The 15,793-nt window shown below is 33.7% G+C and carries 15 protein-coding genes; 8 read left to right on the top strand and 7 right to left on the bottom strand.

Going from position 1 to position 15,793, the window contains the following annotated elements:
• Positions 1 to 10 precede the first annotated feature (10 nt).
• A complete protein-coding gene (locus NG806_RS06150; protein WP_214824518.1) occupies positions 11 to 673 on the top strand; it encodes an outer membrane lipoprotein-sorting protein in 663 nt (220 codons plus the stop codon).
• Positions 674 to 844: 171 nt separating this feature from the next.
• Here NG806_RS06150 and NG806_RS06145 read toward each other — a convergent pair whose 3' ends face one another.
• Both NG806_RS06145 and NG806_RS06140 read right to left on the bottom strand, forming a co-directional pair.
• Positions 845 to 1,321, bottom strand: a complete 477-nt coding sequence (locus NG806_RS06145; protein WP_261512375.1) for a calreticulin family protein — start codon at positions 1,319 to 1,321, stop codon at positions 845 to 847.
• 31 nt (positions 1,322 to 1,352) lie between these two features.
• The gene (locus NG806_RS06140) at positions 1,353 to 2,396 is read right to left on the bottom strand and encodes a hypothetical protein (RefSeq protein WP_261512374.1); all 1,044 of its coding nucleotides are present in this window, start codon (positions 2,394 to 2,396) and stop codon (positions 1,353 to 1,355) included.
• Positions 2,397 to 3,460: 1,064 nt separating this feature from the next.
• Here NG806_RS06140 and NG806_RS06135 point away from each other — a divergent pair.
• A complete protein-coding gene (locus tag NG806_RS06135) occupies positions 3,461 to 4,036 on the top strand; it encodes a glutathione peroxidase (RefSeq protein WP_214824525.1) in 576 nt (191 codons plus the stop codon).
• 83 nt (positions 4,037 to 4,119) lie between these two features.
• A complete protein-coding gene (locus tag NG806_RS06130; protein ID WP_315941759.1) occupies positions 4,120 to 4,635 on the top strand; it encodes a VOC family protein in 516 nt (171 codons plus the stop codon).
• A gap of 166 nt (positions 4,636 to 4,801) precedes the next feature.
• On the opposite strand, the gene NG806_RS06125 is transcribed toward NG806_RS06130, so the two are convergent.
• Complete coding sequence (locus tag NG806_RS06125; protein ID WP_214824527.1) at positions 4,802 to 5,458, bottom strand: NAD(P)H-binding protein; 657 nt, start codon at positions 5,456 to 5,458, stop codon at positions 4,802 to 4,804.
• Between the two features lie 201 nt (positions 5,459 to 5,659).
• Between NG806_RS06125 and NG806_RS06120 the strand changes: the two genes are divergently transcribed.
• Together NG806_RS06120 and NG806_RS06115 are read left to right on the top strand one after the other, a co-directional pair.
• Positions 5,660 to 7,141, top strand: coding sequence for a carboxylesterase/lipase family protein (locus tag NG806_RS06120; RefSeq protein WP_214824530.1), 1,482 nt, complete (start codon positions 5,660 to 5,662; stop codon positions 7,139 to 7,141).
• 98 nt (positions 7,142 to 7,239) lie between these two features.
• The gene (locus NG806_RS06115) at positions 7,240 to 7,593 is read left to right on the top strand and encodes an MmcQ/YjbR family DNA-binding protein (RefSeq protein WP_214824533.1); all 354 of its coding nucleotides are present in this window, start codon (positions 7,240 to 7,242) and stop codon (positions 7,591 to 7,593) included.
• On the opposite strand, the gene NG806_RS06110 is transcribed toward NG806_RS06115, so the two are convergent.
• A complete protein-coding gene (locus tag NG806_RS06110; protein WP_214824536.1) occupies positions 7,590 to 8,510 on the bottom strand; it encodes a bifunctional riboflavin kinase/FAD synthetase in 921 nt (306 codons plus the stop codon). The two genes, NG806_RS06115 and NG806_RS06110, sit on opposite strands and share 4 nt — an antisense overlap.
• 318 nt (positions 8,511 to 8,828) lie before the next feature.
• On the opposite strand from NG806_RS06110, the gene atpD reads away from it, so the two are divergent.
• The 3 genes from atpD (at position 8,829) to NG806_RS06095 (ending at position 11,613) form a co-directional block, all read left to right on the top strand.
• Positions 8,829 to 10,337, top strand: coding sequence for a F0F1 ATP synthase subunit beta (gene atpD / locus NG806_RS06105; RefSeq protein WP_214824539.1), 1,509 nt, complete (start codon positions 8,829 to 8,831; stop codon positions 10,335 to 10,337).
• A gap of 93 nt (positions 10,338 to 10,430) precedes the next feature.
• Positions 10,431 to 10,712 carry a FoF1 ATP synthase subunit delta/epsilon gene (locus NG806_RS06100; protein ID WP_214824541.1) on the top strand — a complete coding sequence of 94 codons (282 nt, stop codon included), beginning with the start codon at positions 10,431 to 10,433 and terminating at the stop codon, positions 10,710 to 10,712.
• Between the two features lie 79 nt (positions 10,713 to 10,791).
• Entirely contained in the window at positions 10,792 to 11,613 is an 822-nt protein-coding gene (locus NG806_RS06095; protein ID WP_214824544.1) for a hypothetical protein, read from the top strand.
• A 51-nt stretch (positions 11,614 to 11,664) separates the two neighbouring features.
• Here NG806_RS06095 and NG806_RS06090 read toward each other — a convergent pair whose 3' ends face one another.
• The 3 genes from NG806_RS06090 to NG806_RS06080 form a co-directional block, all read right to left on the bottom strand.
• Positions 11,665 to 13,854, bottom strand: a complete 2,190-nt coding sequence (locus NG806_RS06090) for a B12-binding domain-containing radical SAM protein (protein WP_261512371.1) — start codon at positions 13,852 to 13,854, stop codon at positions 11,665 to 11,667.
• A gap of 85 nt (positions 13,855 to 13,939) precedes the next feature.
• The gene (locus NG806_RS06085) at positions 13,940 to 14,401 is read right to left on the bottom strand and encodes a glucosaminidase domain-containing protein (protein ID WP_261512369.1); all 462 of its coding nucleotides are present in this window, start codon (positions 14,399 to 14,401) and stop codon (positions 13,940 to 13,942) included.
• 72 nt (positions 14,402 to 14,473) lie between these two features.
• On the bottom strand, positions 14,474 to 15,745 hold the full coding sequence (locus tag NG806_RS06080; RefSeq protein WP_214826172.1) for an aminotransferase class I/II-fold pyridoxal phosphate-dependent enzyme: 1,272 nt from the start codon (positions 15,743 to 15,745) through the stop codon (positions 14,474 to 14,476).
• Positions 15,746 to 15,793 lie beyond the last annotated feature (48 nt).

Genomic DNA, 15,793 nt, shown 5'->3' with positions numbered 1-15,793 from the left:
AATTGAATTAATGAAGAAATTACTTTTAGTATTCGTACTGATTTATTCGCAACTCTCTTTTGCACAGACCGCAAAGGAAATTATAGATAAAAATATAGAATTATCAGGCGGATTAACGAATTGGAAGCTATTAAATTCAGTATTACTTCAGGGTAAAGTAATTTTAGGAATTAAGGATGAATACCCGATAAAAATTTACCAGCAACGTCCGAATCTTACTAAGACAGTTCTTACGATCAATAATAAAGAAACGGCGATTGAAGGTTATGATGGAAATAAAGGATATGCCATGAATTATGCAACAAATAAAGTTCAGGAATACCCGAATTATGTTCCTGAAAGCTTTGATAATGACTTTATAGATTGGGAGAATAAAGGATTTGATGCAAAATATTTAGGAAAAGAAAAAGTAGGAGATATTTACTGTCATAAGGTAGAACTAACGAAAAATGTAAACAAAAATTTATATTACTTCGATACCAATACTTATATGCTCTTAAAAGAAATAAAGAAAGAAGAAACTTTAAACTATTCGGAGTATAAAAAAGTTGGAAATCTGGTTATGCCATTCAGAATAGAGTCATCAAGTTCTAAAAAAGACGGTGATTTTGTGATGCAAATTAATAAGATCGATATTAACAAAGTGTTTCCGGCAAATATTTTTAAATTTTAATTCGATTTAAGCTACTTTTCATCAACTGAACCGTAATAGAAAAGTAAATAATGCACAAAGATTTATTGCTGCTAGGCATGTAAATAGTAAAAGCCTCGGATCAAATCTGAGGCTTTTATTTATATAGTGTTTTTTGATAAAAACATCTATTATATTTCTACTTTTAGACGATTACTTAGGAAATTTTTCATTCCAATTATCTGGCTTCTCATTATTAGCTTTGGGTTTCTCATCCCATCCCTCTGGTCTAACATCCTTAGGTTTAGGTGGAGGAGTAATTGATGTATCAGAAGCAGGAGTATCATCCTTAACCTTATCAGAAGTTTCTCGGGCTTTACCCATAGCACCTGCGGCTGGATCAACTACTGACGAAGGATCATTCATTGATTTCTCTACACTATCACTAGATTGTTTAATATCAGAAGTCACCGATTTTATGAAATTGAATACAATATTGGATTGTGGGGATGTTTCTCTCACAATTTTCGGATCTTGTCGAACCGGTTCTTCGGGTTTAAATGGATCGTGAGGAGGAGTACTGATTGATTCATTTTCTTCTTTTGGTATGAATCCAAAAAGTTCCCCTTCTGCTTTGCTTCCTCCGGCAGATATACTGCGGGAAAAATTGAATATATCTTGAAATGTCATATTTGTTGTTTTTTTATAAGTTATATTGATTTTACAAATTATGTGGACGCTCTGTTCCAAATTTTTGACTACCATCTCTACTAAGTGCCTTGGTATCGAAAATAGTATGATTTACATCCAGAGCTGATACTGTTTCTGCTATTCCCTTTGGTCTGTATAGTTTATTTTTCTCTACAAGCTCTAAAAAAGATATACTAACAGGAATTACTTTAGCTGGAGGAGCTGAAGCTGGAAGTGGCCCGTCTGCATTCACAATAGGAAGAACTAATTCATCATAATTCAATGCAATGAATCCATCAAACGTAATGGGTATTTCGTAAGTAAATTGCTTCACCTGACGCCTTTGTGTTGCCGAGGTTTCAACTCGAGAGTTGGCTGGGATGCTTCCTGAAACATTAGAATCTGATTTCCATGATGTTGTTAATGTACCAGAAATCGTACCCGTCAAAGAAAGCCCAAGTTCTGCAGCTAGCTCTCCACGACCAATAGCAGTACCAGTCCCTGTGAAGCTTAGCCTGTTTGAATTGGTGAAAGTAAAATTAGTTGTTTTAGTACTTGCTGATTGATTTGCGGCAGAAGATACAGTTTGGACACCTATATTGTCTTTATGATTATGTATGTGCTTGGTTTGCGTGATGGTATTGCTATCATATTTTGCTAAACTATTAGACAAACTCTCTGTCAAAATCGTCTCTATAGTTTTCGATATTTGTCCTTGCAATTCCCCAGCAACTTTTCCGTCAAAAGTAGTAGTTCCTGTACTTGACAAAGCCCAATTGATTGTATTCCCTACAGTAAATTCAATAGTATCAGAAAATTGACGGATTTCAGACGATCTATTTTCATAGGTTCTGGTAGATATTACATCAGCAACAGGTTGAATGATATTTGATCTTTCTTCAAACAAGGGAGCTCCAATTTCAAAAAAAGCCATCCATCCTCTTTTTGCAGCATTTGGATCAGGGAAAACACCAAATTTTTTATCGTTTATAGATACTCCTACTGGCCATAACGGGATTTGTCGTCTATTACTATCCAGAATAGGTTTTCCACTTTCATCTACTTGGGGTCTCATTAATCCAGGTATTTTTTTAGTCAAAAAATCCTGAAGAAATTCATCTGTTATTCCTATTTCTTCCATGTTTTTAACTGTAAGGATGCGACGTTTCGCAGGGTCAACAGTGTAAGTTTTTATCTGTGCCATATTTAAAAATTTTAATTAAATGATGTTATTTTACTAATTCCTTGACAAAGCAAGAAATTAATTGTTAAGGGTTTGTTTTTTGCCGTATATTATCGACATAGAGTTCTTGAAATCAATATTTTCGTATTTATTCTGTACTGCGCACATACAAAATATAATATTAATCTATTGACTGGTCTTTAATAAAAATAACGATCTAGGATTCCCAAAATGAGCTGAGATCCCCATTTCGTTTTTTTTTTTATTCTCATTGCTTGAAACGTTATCCATTGTACGACACAAAACAAGAGAAGTACGTGCAGCTAAATAAATAATTTTTTCATAAATGTTTTTTTTATTGGTTTTAAGTTGCCAATCTATGATTAAAAATTATTGTATGTGCAATAATTTGGGCTCAAAATTATTTTTTCTAATTATTTAAAATGAATGTATTGTTTTGATTATAAGTGATTTATATTATTTTTATTAATAATATATCACCTGTTTGGGATTTTAAAATAAAATTTAAATGCCAGCAATAATAATTGGATATAAATATTTTTTTTCTCTGATTTTAAGAATAGAATAAAAAATAAATTGAAAGTAAATATTAAAAGAAATAAAATAACAATCCTTACGAAAAGCAGGATGAGAGTATATACTGATCTATAACAAAAATTGATTTTCAGTATTTTTGGCTTATAAATAATGTGTTTTCAATATGTGAATAAAATGTATTTTGTAACTGACAGAGTCAAACGATAGGGGATTAGTTGGGAAATAAAATATGGTGATATAACAATCTTTTCTTTTTATCCCTAAGTAAATATAATTTGAGATATGAACAAGATCCGATTAAGTAAAAGGTTATCCTTTTTCTAGATAAATATTCTAAATGAAATATCCGGCTTTTAAAATAAATTTTGTAACTAGCAAGGTAAATATACATCATTCAAATGAAAAAATTTTTTGTATTGCTGCTTTCTTTTGTGGCATTTTTACAGAGTTGTACGAATCAAAAAAGTGAAATTTCTAAAGCTAAAACCAACGAACTTATGGGAAAAACAATATATGATTTCAAAGTTGAAAGCCTGGATGGGAAGGAAATCAATTTTGCTGATTTTAAAGGAAAGAAAATCCTTATTGTAAATACTGCTTCCGAGTGTGGATTTACTCCACAGTATGCTGATTTAGAAAAAGTGTATGAAGAGTATAAAGATAAATTGGTCATTGTAGGTTTCCCTGCCAATAATTTTGGAGGTCAGGAGCCAGGAACAAATACAGAAATCGGAGCTTTTTGTCAGAAAAACTATGGAGTAACTTTCCCTTTGGCAGCTAAAGTTTCTGTAAAAGGTGATGACACAGCTCCAATCTTTAAATATCTGACAGAGAAAGACCTGAACGGAGTAAAGAATACAACGATCCTTTGGAATTTTACAAAATTCCTGATAGATGAAAATGGTAAATTGGTGGACAGTTTTGTAAGTACTACAAAACCTACAGATGAGGCTATTACAAAGTATTTGAAATAAAATTAAAAAGTATATTTTTACAAAGTGGATGTTTTCATCCACTTTTTTTATGAGAATATTATTGAACAGGTAAAACGTAATTTATGAAAAAAATATTTTTTGCTTCTTGCATTCTGGCTTCTTTTATACTAGGATTTGCTTTTAAATCAGCTACAGAAAAGAAATCGGATGATCTGAAAAGAGTAACAGGTATTGGTGGAATCTTTTTTAAATGTAAAGATCCTAAAAAGATGAGAGAATGGTATAAAGATCATTTAGGTCTTAATACAAATGAATATGGTGCTGTGTTTGAGTGGTATCAGGGTGCGGATAATTCTAAGAAAGGATTTTCACAATGGAGCCCTTTCAATGAAAAGACAAAATATTTTCAGCCTTCTGAAAAAGATTTTATGATTAATTACCGTGTAGAAAATCTTGAAAAATTGGTAGAAGAACTGAAAAAAGAAGGTGTAACAATCGTGGATAAGGTCGAAACCTATGAATACGGAAAATTTGTACACATCATGGATGTCGAAGGTAACAAAATAGAACTGTGGGAGCCTAATGATATTGAGTATGAAAAATTAGGGAAAAGTATGGGAAGTAAAACCACGAAATAACTAGGTTATAGGTATCAGATTTTAGGAGTTATAAGATTCGGGTTTAAATTGAAATTGAAAGTGGAAAGTTTAAAAGTTATGGGATTTGAGATGCGGGTTATGGATTTCGTGGTTCTACTTAAAATTATTATTTTCGATCTAACTTCTAAATTCTAACTTTCAATTATTATTCATTTGTCTTTTCTGCAAAGCAGAAAATATTTCCCAATTTGATACTGGAATAGCCATTGCTTTTGATTTTTGAAGAATTGATCATTGCTTTGGCTAAAATATATGTAGGTAAGGGTTTTTGACTTTCTAAAAGTCCAATTTTATTTGCGAATTTTATAATTCTGCTTCCCAGGACTTCTCCTGTTCTGTCAGAATCTTTTCTCTCCAACATTCCGGGTTTGAAGATAGTGATCTTATTAAAATGGAGTTGTCTTACTGCATCTTCCAGTTCTCCTTTCATTTTAGAATAGAAAATTTTTGACTTAGGATCAGCTCCATAGGCAGAAACCAGAACATAGTCATCCACATTATTTTCTTTAGCAGCTTTTGCAAATTGATATTGATAATCGAAATCCACTTTTCTCTGGGCTTCCTTGCTTCCTGCGGTTTTTAAAGTAGTTCCGAGACATGAGAAGGCTACATCACCTTTTACCGAATCTTTCCATTCTTCAGGATTCTCAAAATTCACTACGTGAACTTTTAATTTATCACTTTTTATATCCAGCGGTTTTCTAACGAAAACATCTACTTCATCAAACTCTTTATCATTCAACAATTGACTGACTAAATCTTTACCTGTGGCACCAGTCGCGCCTATTACCAAAGCTTTCATAATAAATGTGATTTGTGATAAGTATAATTTTTCTTTTCCTTTCTAAATTTACTAAATTTTGATTAATAAAACAGAAAGATTAAAATATTAACAACCTAAAAATGAAATTATTCGCTAAAAATTATTATTGAATATAACTGAAACACACTCTGAAATTTTACCAAATTTTGCTAAGTTTGTGTTGAACCTTTTATAAATATTATGGAAACATTAAAAACGGTCAGCACTCAGTACGGAGACGTTAGTGGCATTAAAAAAGAAGATGGTATCTTAGCATTTAAAGGCATTCCTTATGCTGCCCCACCTATTGGTGTAAACCGCTTTCAACCACCCAAACCTCCAATGCCATGGACGGGTGTAAAAAATGCAACAGAATATGGTGCCACTCCGCCACAAATAACCCCAAAATCTGGACCGTTTGCTGGATTATTACCCAATGTGGTAATTCCGGGAGATGATTATTTAAACCTTAATATTTGGACTTCAGGTGTTGCTGAAAAAAAGCCAGTCATGGTTTTTATTTATGGTGGTGCCTTTACTCTTGGGTCAGGTGCTGTTTCAGGCTATGATGGGAGTCATTTTGCACGAGATGGTGTTGTTTTAGTTACCATAAATTATCGGATTGGTATTGACGGATTTTTGTGGTTTGGTGATGGGGTACCTAACCTTGGTATACTTGACCAAATTGCTGCACTCAGATGGGTTCGGGACAATATTGTAAACTTTGGTGGTGATCCTGATAATGTTACTATTTTCGGTGAGTCTGCTGGTGGAATGAGTGTTTGTACTTTACTCGCAATGAAAGAAGCAGAAGGTTTATTTCGACGGGCTATTGCTGAGTCGGGAGCAGGACACTCAGTAATTAGTCCTTCCTCTGCAAAGCTTATTGGTACCAGGCTTGCTGAAATACTTGGTGTTGAGCCAACACGCGAAGCAATCGGACAGGTTACTCTTGAAAAGCTTTTTGCTGCACAAGGTCAATTGGGATCCGAAATTATGGCAAATCCTTCAGCAAAATTATGGGGTGAGGCTGCTTTCAACTTAATGCCGTTTGAGCCAATAGTTGATGGTCAGTTATTAACAGCAACCCCTATAGAATGCATTGCTAAAGGCGCAAGTAAAGATATAGATATTCTTATTGGTAGTAATAGTCAGGAATTTAGATTATTTCTTGTACCTGAAGGTACCATATCAAAAATCACTGATACGGCTTTAGATATGGCAGCTTCTGCTTATGGACTATCTACTGAGGCCATTCAAATCTATAAGGCAAACCGTCCAGATAGTTCTCCTGGTGATGTGCTAAGTGCAATTATCACAGATTGGTTTTACCGTATTCCAGCTTTGCGCGTTGCAGAAAAGCACGGCAACACACATGTATATGAATTTTCATGGGAATCACCTGCATGTAACAATCTACTTGGAGCTTGCCACGGTCTTGAGATTGCTTTTGTATTTGATAATCTGACTAATGCTGGCTTTTCCGAAATATTAGGCAACCAACTTCCACAACAATTGGCTGACAGTGTACATAAAGCATGGGTAAATTTTGCTACTAACGGCAATCCTGGTTGGGATACTTATAATGTTAATAATCGTATATCTATGCGTTTTGATACTGTATCACAAATTACAGTCAACGATCGAGCTGATGAACGTTCTCTCTGGGATAGAATTAGATAATTAAAAGATTAAAGGAACTTCCTAAACATTAATTTTGCACTATCAACTATCAACTATCAACTATCAACTTTCCATTTTCACCTTTCAACTAACAAATTATGGATGCTAACGAAATATTAGATTATTGTCTTGCTAAAAAAGGAGTCACAGAAACTTTTCCTTTTGATAATGAAACGCTTGTCATGAAAGTAGGAACAAAAATGTTTCTCCTGATGGGTTTGGAGAGGCAGCCTTTGGGAATTAATGTAAAGACAGATCCCGAATGGAGTGCTGAGCTTCGCGAACAATATCCACAGATCACCGGGGCTTATCATATGAATAAAACCCATTGGAATTCAGTTTCAGTAGATGGTTTAAAAAGAGATCTTATTTTTAAACTGATTGATCAGTCTTATGAATTGGTTTTTAATTCTTTAACGAAAAAAGCGAGGGAAGAAATTACAAATACTTAAAAATCAAATTCTTCAGTCAGTCTTTTATCTTCATCCAATCTTTCAATTAACTTTTCAAGGCCTTCAAATTTGATCTCATCATGAAGAAAATCTCTGAATTTTACCGTGATATCCTGATCATAAATATCTTCATTAAAATCAAGTATGTAGACTTCGACAGTTAAAGTATCACCGTTTACGGTTGGATTGGTTCCAACACTCAACATCCCTTTATATGTCTGACCTTTTACTTCAACTTCAACAATATAAGCTCCTTTTTTAGGTAATAACTTAATGGAATCAGTACCAATATTAGCAGTAGGATAACCAATTGTTCTTCCTATTTTCTTTCCATGAATTACTTTTCCTGAAACAGAGTAGGAGTAGCCCAACATTTCATTGGCTGCAACAATGTTTCCAGCTAAAAGTGCATTCCTGATTTTTGTAGAACTGATATTGTTTTCGTGGATATTGATTGCTTCCATTTGTTCCACTTCAAAATTCAATTCTTTTGAAAGTTTTTGAAGAAGTTCAAAATTCCCACTTTTATTTTTTCCGAAAGAATGATCGTATCCTATAATAAGGTATTTTACATTCAGCTTGTCGATAAGGATTTGACGAACAAATTCCTCTCCGGTGAGATTCCTGAATTCTTCATCAAATTCTTTTAAGAATAAATTATTGATACCATATTTATCGATCAGTAATTTCTTTTCATCTAACGTATTTAAAAGTTTTAAATCTTCATTTGGATTAAAAACAAATCTTGGATGTGGCCAAAAAGTAAGGATAGCAGTCTCTAGTTGGTTTTCTGTACCCACTTTTTTTAATTCGTCAATAATACATTTATGACCTAGATGTACTCCGTCAAACATTCCTAAAGACAATGCTAGAGGCTTTTGAGAGGAATAATCTTTAAAATTCTTGAAAACTTTCAAAACGGAAAAAATTTGACTGCAAATATAAAGCCTTTAAAATAATCTACTATAATGTATCGCAAGTTATTTTATGTTATTGTATTTTACGTTGTCTATTAAGTGTATAATTGGTTACCCTTATTATATGATGTTTATCTCATTGATCTGTAAATTAACTTCAATCCGACGCATAATTATATTAAAATTAATTGAAAATCCAAAAAATTAAAAGCCAGAATCCGAATTTTAGAGAGGTTAAAAAGTATGATAAAAATCTTTTTTTTACCAATTGCGGGTTTGTTAAGATTCATTATATTTGCACCAAGAAAAAATTTAGCAATGGCAAACCAAATTAAAGGAAAAATTTCTCAAATTATTGGTCCTGTAATCGACGTAGTTTTTAATAATGTGGAAGCAATTCCAAGTATTTATGACGCGTTAGAAATTACTAAAGGAAACGGTGAAAAAGTAGTCTTAGAGGTAGAACAACATATTGGTGAGGATACAGTAAGATGTATCGCAATGGATGCTACAGACGGTCTTCAAAGAGGGCAAGACGTAATTGGATATGGAAATCCTATTACAATGCCAATCGGTGAGGCTGTGAACGGAAGACTATTCAACGTTGTTGGTGATGCTATCGACGGGCTTCAAAATATTTCTAAAGAAGGTGGTCTGCCAATTCACAGACCAGCTCCAAAATTTGATCAACTTTCAACTTCTGCAGAAGTTTTATTTACAGGTATTAAAGTAATCGATCTAGTTGAACCTTACGCAAAAGGGGGTAAGATTGGATTGTTTGGTGGTGCTGGTGTAGGTAAAACAGTATTGATCCAGGAGTTGATTAACAATATTGCAAAAGGACACGGTGGTCTTTCTGTTTTCGCTGGAGTAGGTGAAAGAACGAGAGAAGGAAATGACCTTTTAAGAGAGATGCTAGAATCAGGAATTATCAAATATGGTGATGATTTTATGCACTCTATGGAAAACGGAGGTTGGGATCTTTCTAAAGTAGACTTAGAGGCTATGAAAGAATCTAAAGCAGCATTCGTTTTCGGACAAATGAACGAGCCACCAGGAGCAAGAGCCAGAGTAGCACTTTCTGGTCTTACATTAGCTGAATACTATAGGGATGGTGGAGAAAGCGGACAGGGTAGAGACGTTCTATTCTTCGTAGATAATATCTTCCGTTTTACACAAGCTGGTTCTGAGGTATCTGCACTTCTTGGTCGTATGCCATCTGCGGTAGGTTACCAACCAACACTTGCTTCTGAGATGGGTGCAATGCAGGAAAGAATTACTTCTACTAAGAACGGATCTATTACTTCTGTACAGGCTGTTTATGTACCTGCGGATGACTTAACTGACCCGGCTCCGGCAACTACGTTTGCTCACTTGGATGCAACTACAGTACTAGATAGAAAAATTGCTTCATTAGGTATTTATCCGGCAGTAGATCCATTGGCTTCTACTTCAAGAATCCTAGCTCCTGAAATTATCGGAGAAGAGCATTATAACTGTGCTCAAAGAGTAAAAGAAATTCTTCAAAGATATAAAGCTCTTCAAGATATCATCGCTATCCTTGGTATGGAAGAACTTTCTGAAGAAGATAAATCTGTTGTTTACCGTGCTAGAAAAGTTCAGAGATTCTTATCTCAGCCTTTCCACGTTGCAGAACAGTTTACAGGTATCCCAGGTTCATTAGTAGATATTAAAGATACTATTAAAGGATTCAACATGATTATGGATGGTGAATTAGATCATTTACCAGAAGCTGCTTTCAACTTGAAAGGAACTATTGAAGAAGCTATTGCAGCAGGACAAAAAATGTTAGCTGATAACGCTTAATAAATTAGACAAAAGATGTCAGACACAAGACATGAGACTTTAATGCTGTCTGAAATCTGAAATCTGGAATCTGAAATCTTCAAATCTAAAGAAATGAATATAAAAATTTTAACACCAGAACACGTAGTTTTTGAAGGTGAGGTAACTTCAGTATTACTGCCGGGAAAAAATGGTGAATTCCACATCATGAAAAACCACGCAGGAATCGTTTCTTCTTTAATTAACGGTAAGGTAAAATTATATGTGAATTCTATTGATGAAACGTATGCTAAAAACTTTACAAGAGAGAATGAAAAAGATTCGGTTTTTTCTTATCCTATCAAAAGCGGTGTTGTAGAATTTAATCATGATAAAGGGATTATCCTTTGTGAGTAATTAAATGAAAAGCTAAATATATTTTCAAAAAGTGTAACTTTGGTTACACTTTTTTTATGTAATGTAAAAATCTGATTTTATGAAAAAAAGTACGGTCATGTTGTTTACAGTTTTGAGTATCTTGTTTAATGCTCAGAATTTTAAAACTAAAAGGGGGATTGTAAGTCTTGATGGTGTGCACGTCGCGAAAATTTCAAATAAATCAAATCAATACACTTTTATGGATCTTAAAGAAACTCCGATCTATACAATGGAATTCATTGATAAAAGTGTTGTTGATTCTGTAAGAGATAGTTATATAACATTAAACAGGGTATATAACAGGGATAAAACAATAGAACTGGATTATATCTCTCCATCAGCTTTTTCTGGTGAAGAAAAATCGGCAGTTTATACTTCTATAAAAGGTTTGAAACTGATTGATAATAAAGGGATCAATGTTAAGAATTTAGATGAGCTTTTTACGAATATGCCTAAACGGAAGCTTGATAGTAAAACAAAAGATGCTTACGCTATAAGAAGTAAAATTGATAAACTGAAAATTGAAGTCAACAGCGTTGGCGAAATTCTAAGTAATGGTGTTCCTGTAGGGTATTTTACCAATCTACCAGTCAGCTTTGGTTCTGATGATACAATCGCCGAAAAAACCTTTGTTGATATTGAAATTTATGATGCTAAGAGTAAGTATATTGGAAAATATATTACAACCACAAAGCAGATCAAAACCGCTGGTGGGAAATCGTTTACGCTCTATAGAGAGATGTCCGGAAGGGCTTCAATATTAAAATTTCCTACCTACAAAGCTATCGCCGAACGAATGGCAATTATGGATCCTAATTTTATAAAAGTCCAAGAAAAAGTGGTAGTAGGAGCTGTGGTAAAAGATGGTGTTGAGAAATAAAAAGTAGAATCATTAGTTGAAAATTGCTGAACTATCTACGAAAAAATCAGATTACAAACTTAAAATAACACCATTATCTTTTAGCTGCTGCATAGGTTTTGAAAACCAAAATAATTCAAAATCTTCAAAACTTTCTTCAAACTGAGTTTTAAGCTGCTGAAGTGTAATTTTCTTCGCACTTTCTTTAGAATTGTCTTTAAGTATTTCCATTAACCATTCAGCTTTTTCCTGTTCCAGATCCACTTTTACAATATTGGTTTTTAAATGGAATGTAAGCTGGGTATACGGCCAGGAGTTCTGTTTTTTTGTTTTAATGTAATTCTCAGCGATCACGTTTTTATCTAAGAAAATAATTTTTGAATTTCCTTTAAATATAAAACTATCATCTTCTAAAAGACAATCGTGAATATAATCAGGGTGAATGGTTGTTTTCGGGATTTTAAAATCAAACCAATCCTGCAGAGGAATTTCAAAATTGATCCCATGCATATAATTGAATAAAGATTTCTTTAAGCCAAAACTAAATTTACTATGATCAATACCTGTTTTATCTGTAAAATCAATATCGTTATTAGCAAACAAAATTTCCTGTTTAATAGGGGTAACTCCAAACTCTTCAGGATTTAAGCCTACCGGTGAATGAGCGGTCATGGCAAACTGATGCCAAAATCCACTTTGTAAAATTCCCATTTCAAATAATTGACGAACCATCTCCAGAGAGTCGACGGTTTCCTGAACTGTTTGGGTAGGGTAGCCATACATCAGGTAAGCATGGATCATAACTCCGGCTTCAGTAAAATTTCTTGTTACCTGAGCAACCTGGTCTACCGAAATCCCTTTATCAATTAATTTTAATAAACGGTCACTGGCAACTTCCAGTCCTCCGGAAACAGCTACACAACCTGAAAGTTTTAATAAAAAACAAAGATCTTTGGTAAAGCTCTTTTCAAAGCGAATATTGGTCCACCAGGTAACCACTAAATTTCTTCGTAAAATTTCCAAAGCAACTTCTCTCATTAGAGCGGGTGGTGCTGCTTCATCTACAAAATGAAATCCTGTTTCGCCTGTACTTTTAATGAGATCTTCCATTCTGTCGACCAGAATTTTTGCAGAAATAGGCTCATAAATTTTGATATAATCTAATGATATATCACAAAAAGTACATTTGCCCCAGTAGCAGCCATGTGCCATTGTAAGCTTATTCCATCTTCCATCACTCCATAAACTGTGCATTGGATTTGCAATTTCAATAACCGAAATATATCTGTCTAGCTGTAAATCGGTATATTCAGGTGTTCCTACTTGAGCTTGCTTATAATCGTGTCTTTTCGAATTGTTCTTATAAGTTACTTTTTCATTTTCTATTAAGAAAGTCCGTTTAAATTCTGCAATTTCGGATTGGCTATTTAGATTTTCGTAAAGAAGTTCAATAGGAAGTTCACCATCATCCAGTGTAATAAAATCGAAAAATTCAAAGACTCTGGCATCTTTTACTTCTCTTAATTCTGTGTTTGGGAAACCTCCGCCCATTGCAGTTTTAATGTGGGGAAAGTTATCTTTAATGTATTTTGCACATCTAAATGCTGCATACAAATTTCCAGGAAAAGGAATAGAAAAGCATACCAGTTTTGGCTGAGCAAATTCTAATTTTTCCTGAAGAATACTTAAGGTTATATGGTCAATAAATGTTTGGCCTCCGATCAGTTTTAAATACAATTCGTCAAAAGAATTAGCACTTTTTCCCAAACGTTCCGCATATCTGCTGAAACCAAAATCTGAATCTATATTTTCAATAATATAATCAGATAGGTCTTCTAAATATAAAGTACACAGATGTTTAGCTTTGTCCTGTAAACCCATGTTTCCGAAAGCAAATTCCATATCATCCAATTGGTTGAAACGGGAAGCTTCCGGTAAAAAATTCATGCTGCAGATCTGCCTTGCCAATGTGAAATTTTTACCTTGTAAGAAAAGTATAACCTGATCAATGGTTTTTAGATATTCTTCTCTTAAAGCAAAAATTCTCTGAGAATTTTCTGAGGTATTTTTAAGGTTAATTTTTTTATTAAAAATATTCTGAAGCCCGTCTTTTGAGAATAACTCCAAAATAACTTCAATCCCCAAATCAATCTGATAGCTGGAAATATTTTTGGTATTTAGAAAACCTTTAATATAAGCTGTTGCAGGATAAGGAGTGTTAAGTTGGGTAAAAGGCGGAGTGATAAGAAGCAGATCTTTCAATAGAAAAATTTTTACAAATTTATTTTAAATTATTATATTCTGTACTATAAAGACTAGCAGCTTATAAAATGTGAAGGTGTGAAGGTTATTTATTTAAACCAAACTTTGTAATTGTAAGATTTATTTTTTTCATCCATTCATTAGGTTTCGCAGAATAGCCTGAAGAAGCAATCGCTTTAACCCATTCAGTATAATTATTATTATCTTTTAGTTTAGTGTAGAGTTTCTTTTTTGAGAGCAGTCGACAAAAAGCCTCATAACTTTCTTTTACAGAGCCAAAGCTCTTAAATCTCGAAGAATTAATATCATTTTTCCCTAACATACCAAAATGATTGTTTAGGGTCTTACTGGCTTTACTGGTTCCCGCTCCGGATTCAACAATGGCAATAGCCAATATAACCGAACTTGGAATTCCGTACTGTTTTGAGAGATCCATAGCGATATCTTTATGATTATCGATATAGGAACGTTGAGCCGTAGCGTTAGTGAAAAAAAGCAGTAGAAAAAGGCTAATAATAGCAATTCTGATATTTTTAGAATTTTTCATATAAATTCATTTTGACGTAAATTTATTAGACAAAAAGGTCATTCTATTTCAAATGACCTTTTTTATTTTTAATTAAATTTCTTTAAACTGAATATTATTTTCTTTAAGATAGCTCTCAGCCTGTTCTTTATAATGTCCACTCATTAATTTGTCGTGAATTGCTTCAAAAGCGGCAAGAGTTTCATTGATCTCAGAATCAGTATGAGATGCGGTAGGAATTAATCTTAATAGGATCATTCCTTTAGGAATTACCGGATAAACAACAACAGATGTAAATATTCTATAGTTTTCTCTTAAATCTTTTACTAAAAGAGTTGCTTCTACAGGAGTTCCCTGCATCATTACCGGAGTTACACACGTATTGCTGTCTCCAATATTGAAACCTCTTTCTTTAAGACCATTTTGTAATTTATGAGTGTTTTCCCATAATTTAGCTTTGATCTCAGGCTTTGTTCTTAAAAGCTCTAATCTTTTCAAACCTCCAATTACCATTGGCATGGTAAGAGATTTTGCAAAAATTTGAGATCTTAAATTGAATTTTAGATATCTGATGATGTCTTTGTCTCCTGCGATGAAAGCTCCAAATCCTGCCATTGATTTAGCAAAAGTAGAGAAGTATACATCAATCTGATCCTGACATCCCTGTTCTTCACCAGCCCCGGCCCCTGTTTCACCAAGAGTTCCGAATCCATGAGCATCATCTACTAATAGTCTGAAATTATATTTTGATTTCAGGTCACAGATTTCTTTAAGTTTTCCCTGTTGGCCTCTCATTCCGAAAACACCTTCAGTAACTACTAAAATACCTCCTCCTGTTTCCTGAGCTACTTTTGTCGCTCTCTGAAGGTTTTTTTCCAGACTTTCAATATCATTGTGTCTGTATGTAAATCTTTTTCCAGCATGAAGTCTTACACCGTCTACAATGCAAGCGTGAGAATCTACATCATATACAATAACATCATTTCTGCTAACCAATGCATCAATAGTGGATACCATTCCCTGGTAACCAAAATTTAATAAATAAGCGGATTCTTTTTGAACAAAGTCAGCAAGTTCTTTTTCTAACTGTAAGTGCTGTTCTGTTTCTCCAGACATTGCTCTTGCTCCCATTGGATAAAACATCCCGTATTGAGCAGCAGCTTTTGCATCAGCTTCTAATACTTCAGGATGATTACACAATCCCAAATAATCATTAGCACTCCAGAAGATTACTTCTCTTCCCTGAAACTGCATTCTAGGTCCGATAGGGCCTTCCAGTCTTGGGAAAATAAAATAACCTTCGCCATAATCTGCAAATTGTCCAAGAGGTCCTGGATTTTCTTTTATTCTGTCAAAAATATCCAACATTTTATAAGTGATTTTTTTAAGTAAAAAAGCCTTTTGTGATCTACA

Origin of the sequence: Chryseobacterium paludis, assembly GCF_025403485.1 — a bacterium.
In the GTDB taxonomy this organism is placed as follows: domain Bacteria; phylum Bacteroidota; class Bacteroidia; order Flavobacteriales; family Weeksellaceae; genus Chryseobacterium; species Chryseobacterium paludis.
Note: the sequence above shows the minus strand (reverse complement) of the source record. Positions and strands in the feature narration are given on the sequence as shown.

Excerpts from the sequence above, each read along its gene's own strand:
- NG806_RS06150 (WP_214824518.1), top strand. The coding sequence starts at position 11 with ATGAAGAAATTACTTTTAGTATTCGTACTGATTTATTCGCAACTCTCT.
- NG806_RS06145 (WP_261512375.1), bottom strand. The coding sequence starts at position 1,321 with ATGACATTTCAAGATATATTCAATTTTTCCCGCAGTATATCTGCCGGA.
- NG806_RS06140 (WP_261512374.1), bottom strand. The coding sequence starts at position 2,396 with ATGAGACCCCAAGTAGATGAAAGTGGAAAACCTATTCTGGATAGTAAT.
- NG806_RS06135 (WP_214824525.1), top strand. The coding sequence starts at position 3,461 with ATGAAAAAATTTTTTGTATTGCTGCTTTCTTTTGTGGCATTTTTACAG.
- NG806_RS06130 (WP_315941759.1), top strand. The coding sequence starts at position 4,120 with ATGAAAAAAATATTTTTTGCTTCTTGCATTCTGGCTTCTTTTATACTA.
- NG806_RS06125 (WP_214824527.1), bottom strand. The coding sequence starts at position 5,458 with ATGAAAGCTTTGGTAATAGGCGCGACTGGTGCCACAGGTAAAGATTTA.
- NG806_RS06120 (WP_214824530.1), top strand. The coding sequence starts at position 5,660 with ATGGAAACATTAAAAACGGTCAGCACTCAGTACGGAGACGTTAGTGGC.
- NG806_RS06115 (WP_214824533.1), top strand. The coding sequence starts at position 7,240 with ATGGATGCTAACGAAATATTAGATTATTGTCTTGCTAAAAAAGGAGTC.
- atpD (WP_214824539.1), top strand. The coding sequence starts at position 8,829 with ATGGCAAACCAAATTAAAGGAAAAATTTCTCAAATTATTGGTCCTGTA.
- NG806_RS06100 (WP_214824541.1), top strand. The coding sequence starts at position 10,431 with ATGAATATAAAAATTTTAACACCAGAACACGTAGTTTTTGAAGGTGAG.
- NG806_RS06095 (WP_214824544.1), top strand. The coding sequence starts at position 10,792 with ATGAAAAAAAGTACGGTCATGTTGTTTACAGTTTTGAGTATCTTGTTT.
- NG806_RS06085 (WP_261512369.1), bottom strand. The coding sequence starts at position 14,401 with ATGAAAAATTCTAAAAATATCAGAATTGCTATTATTAGCCTTTTTCTA.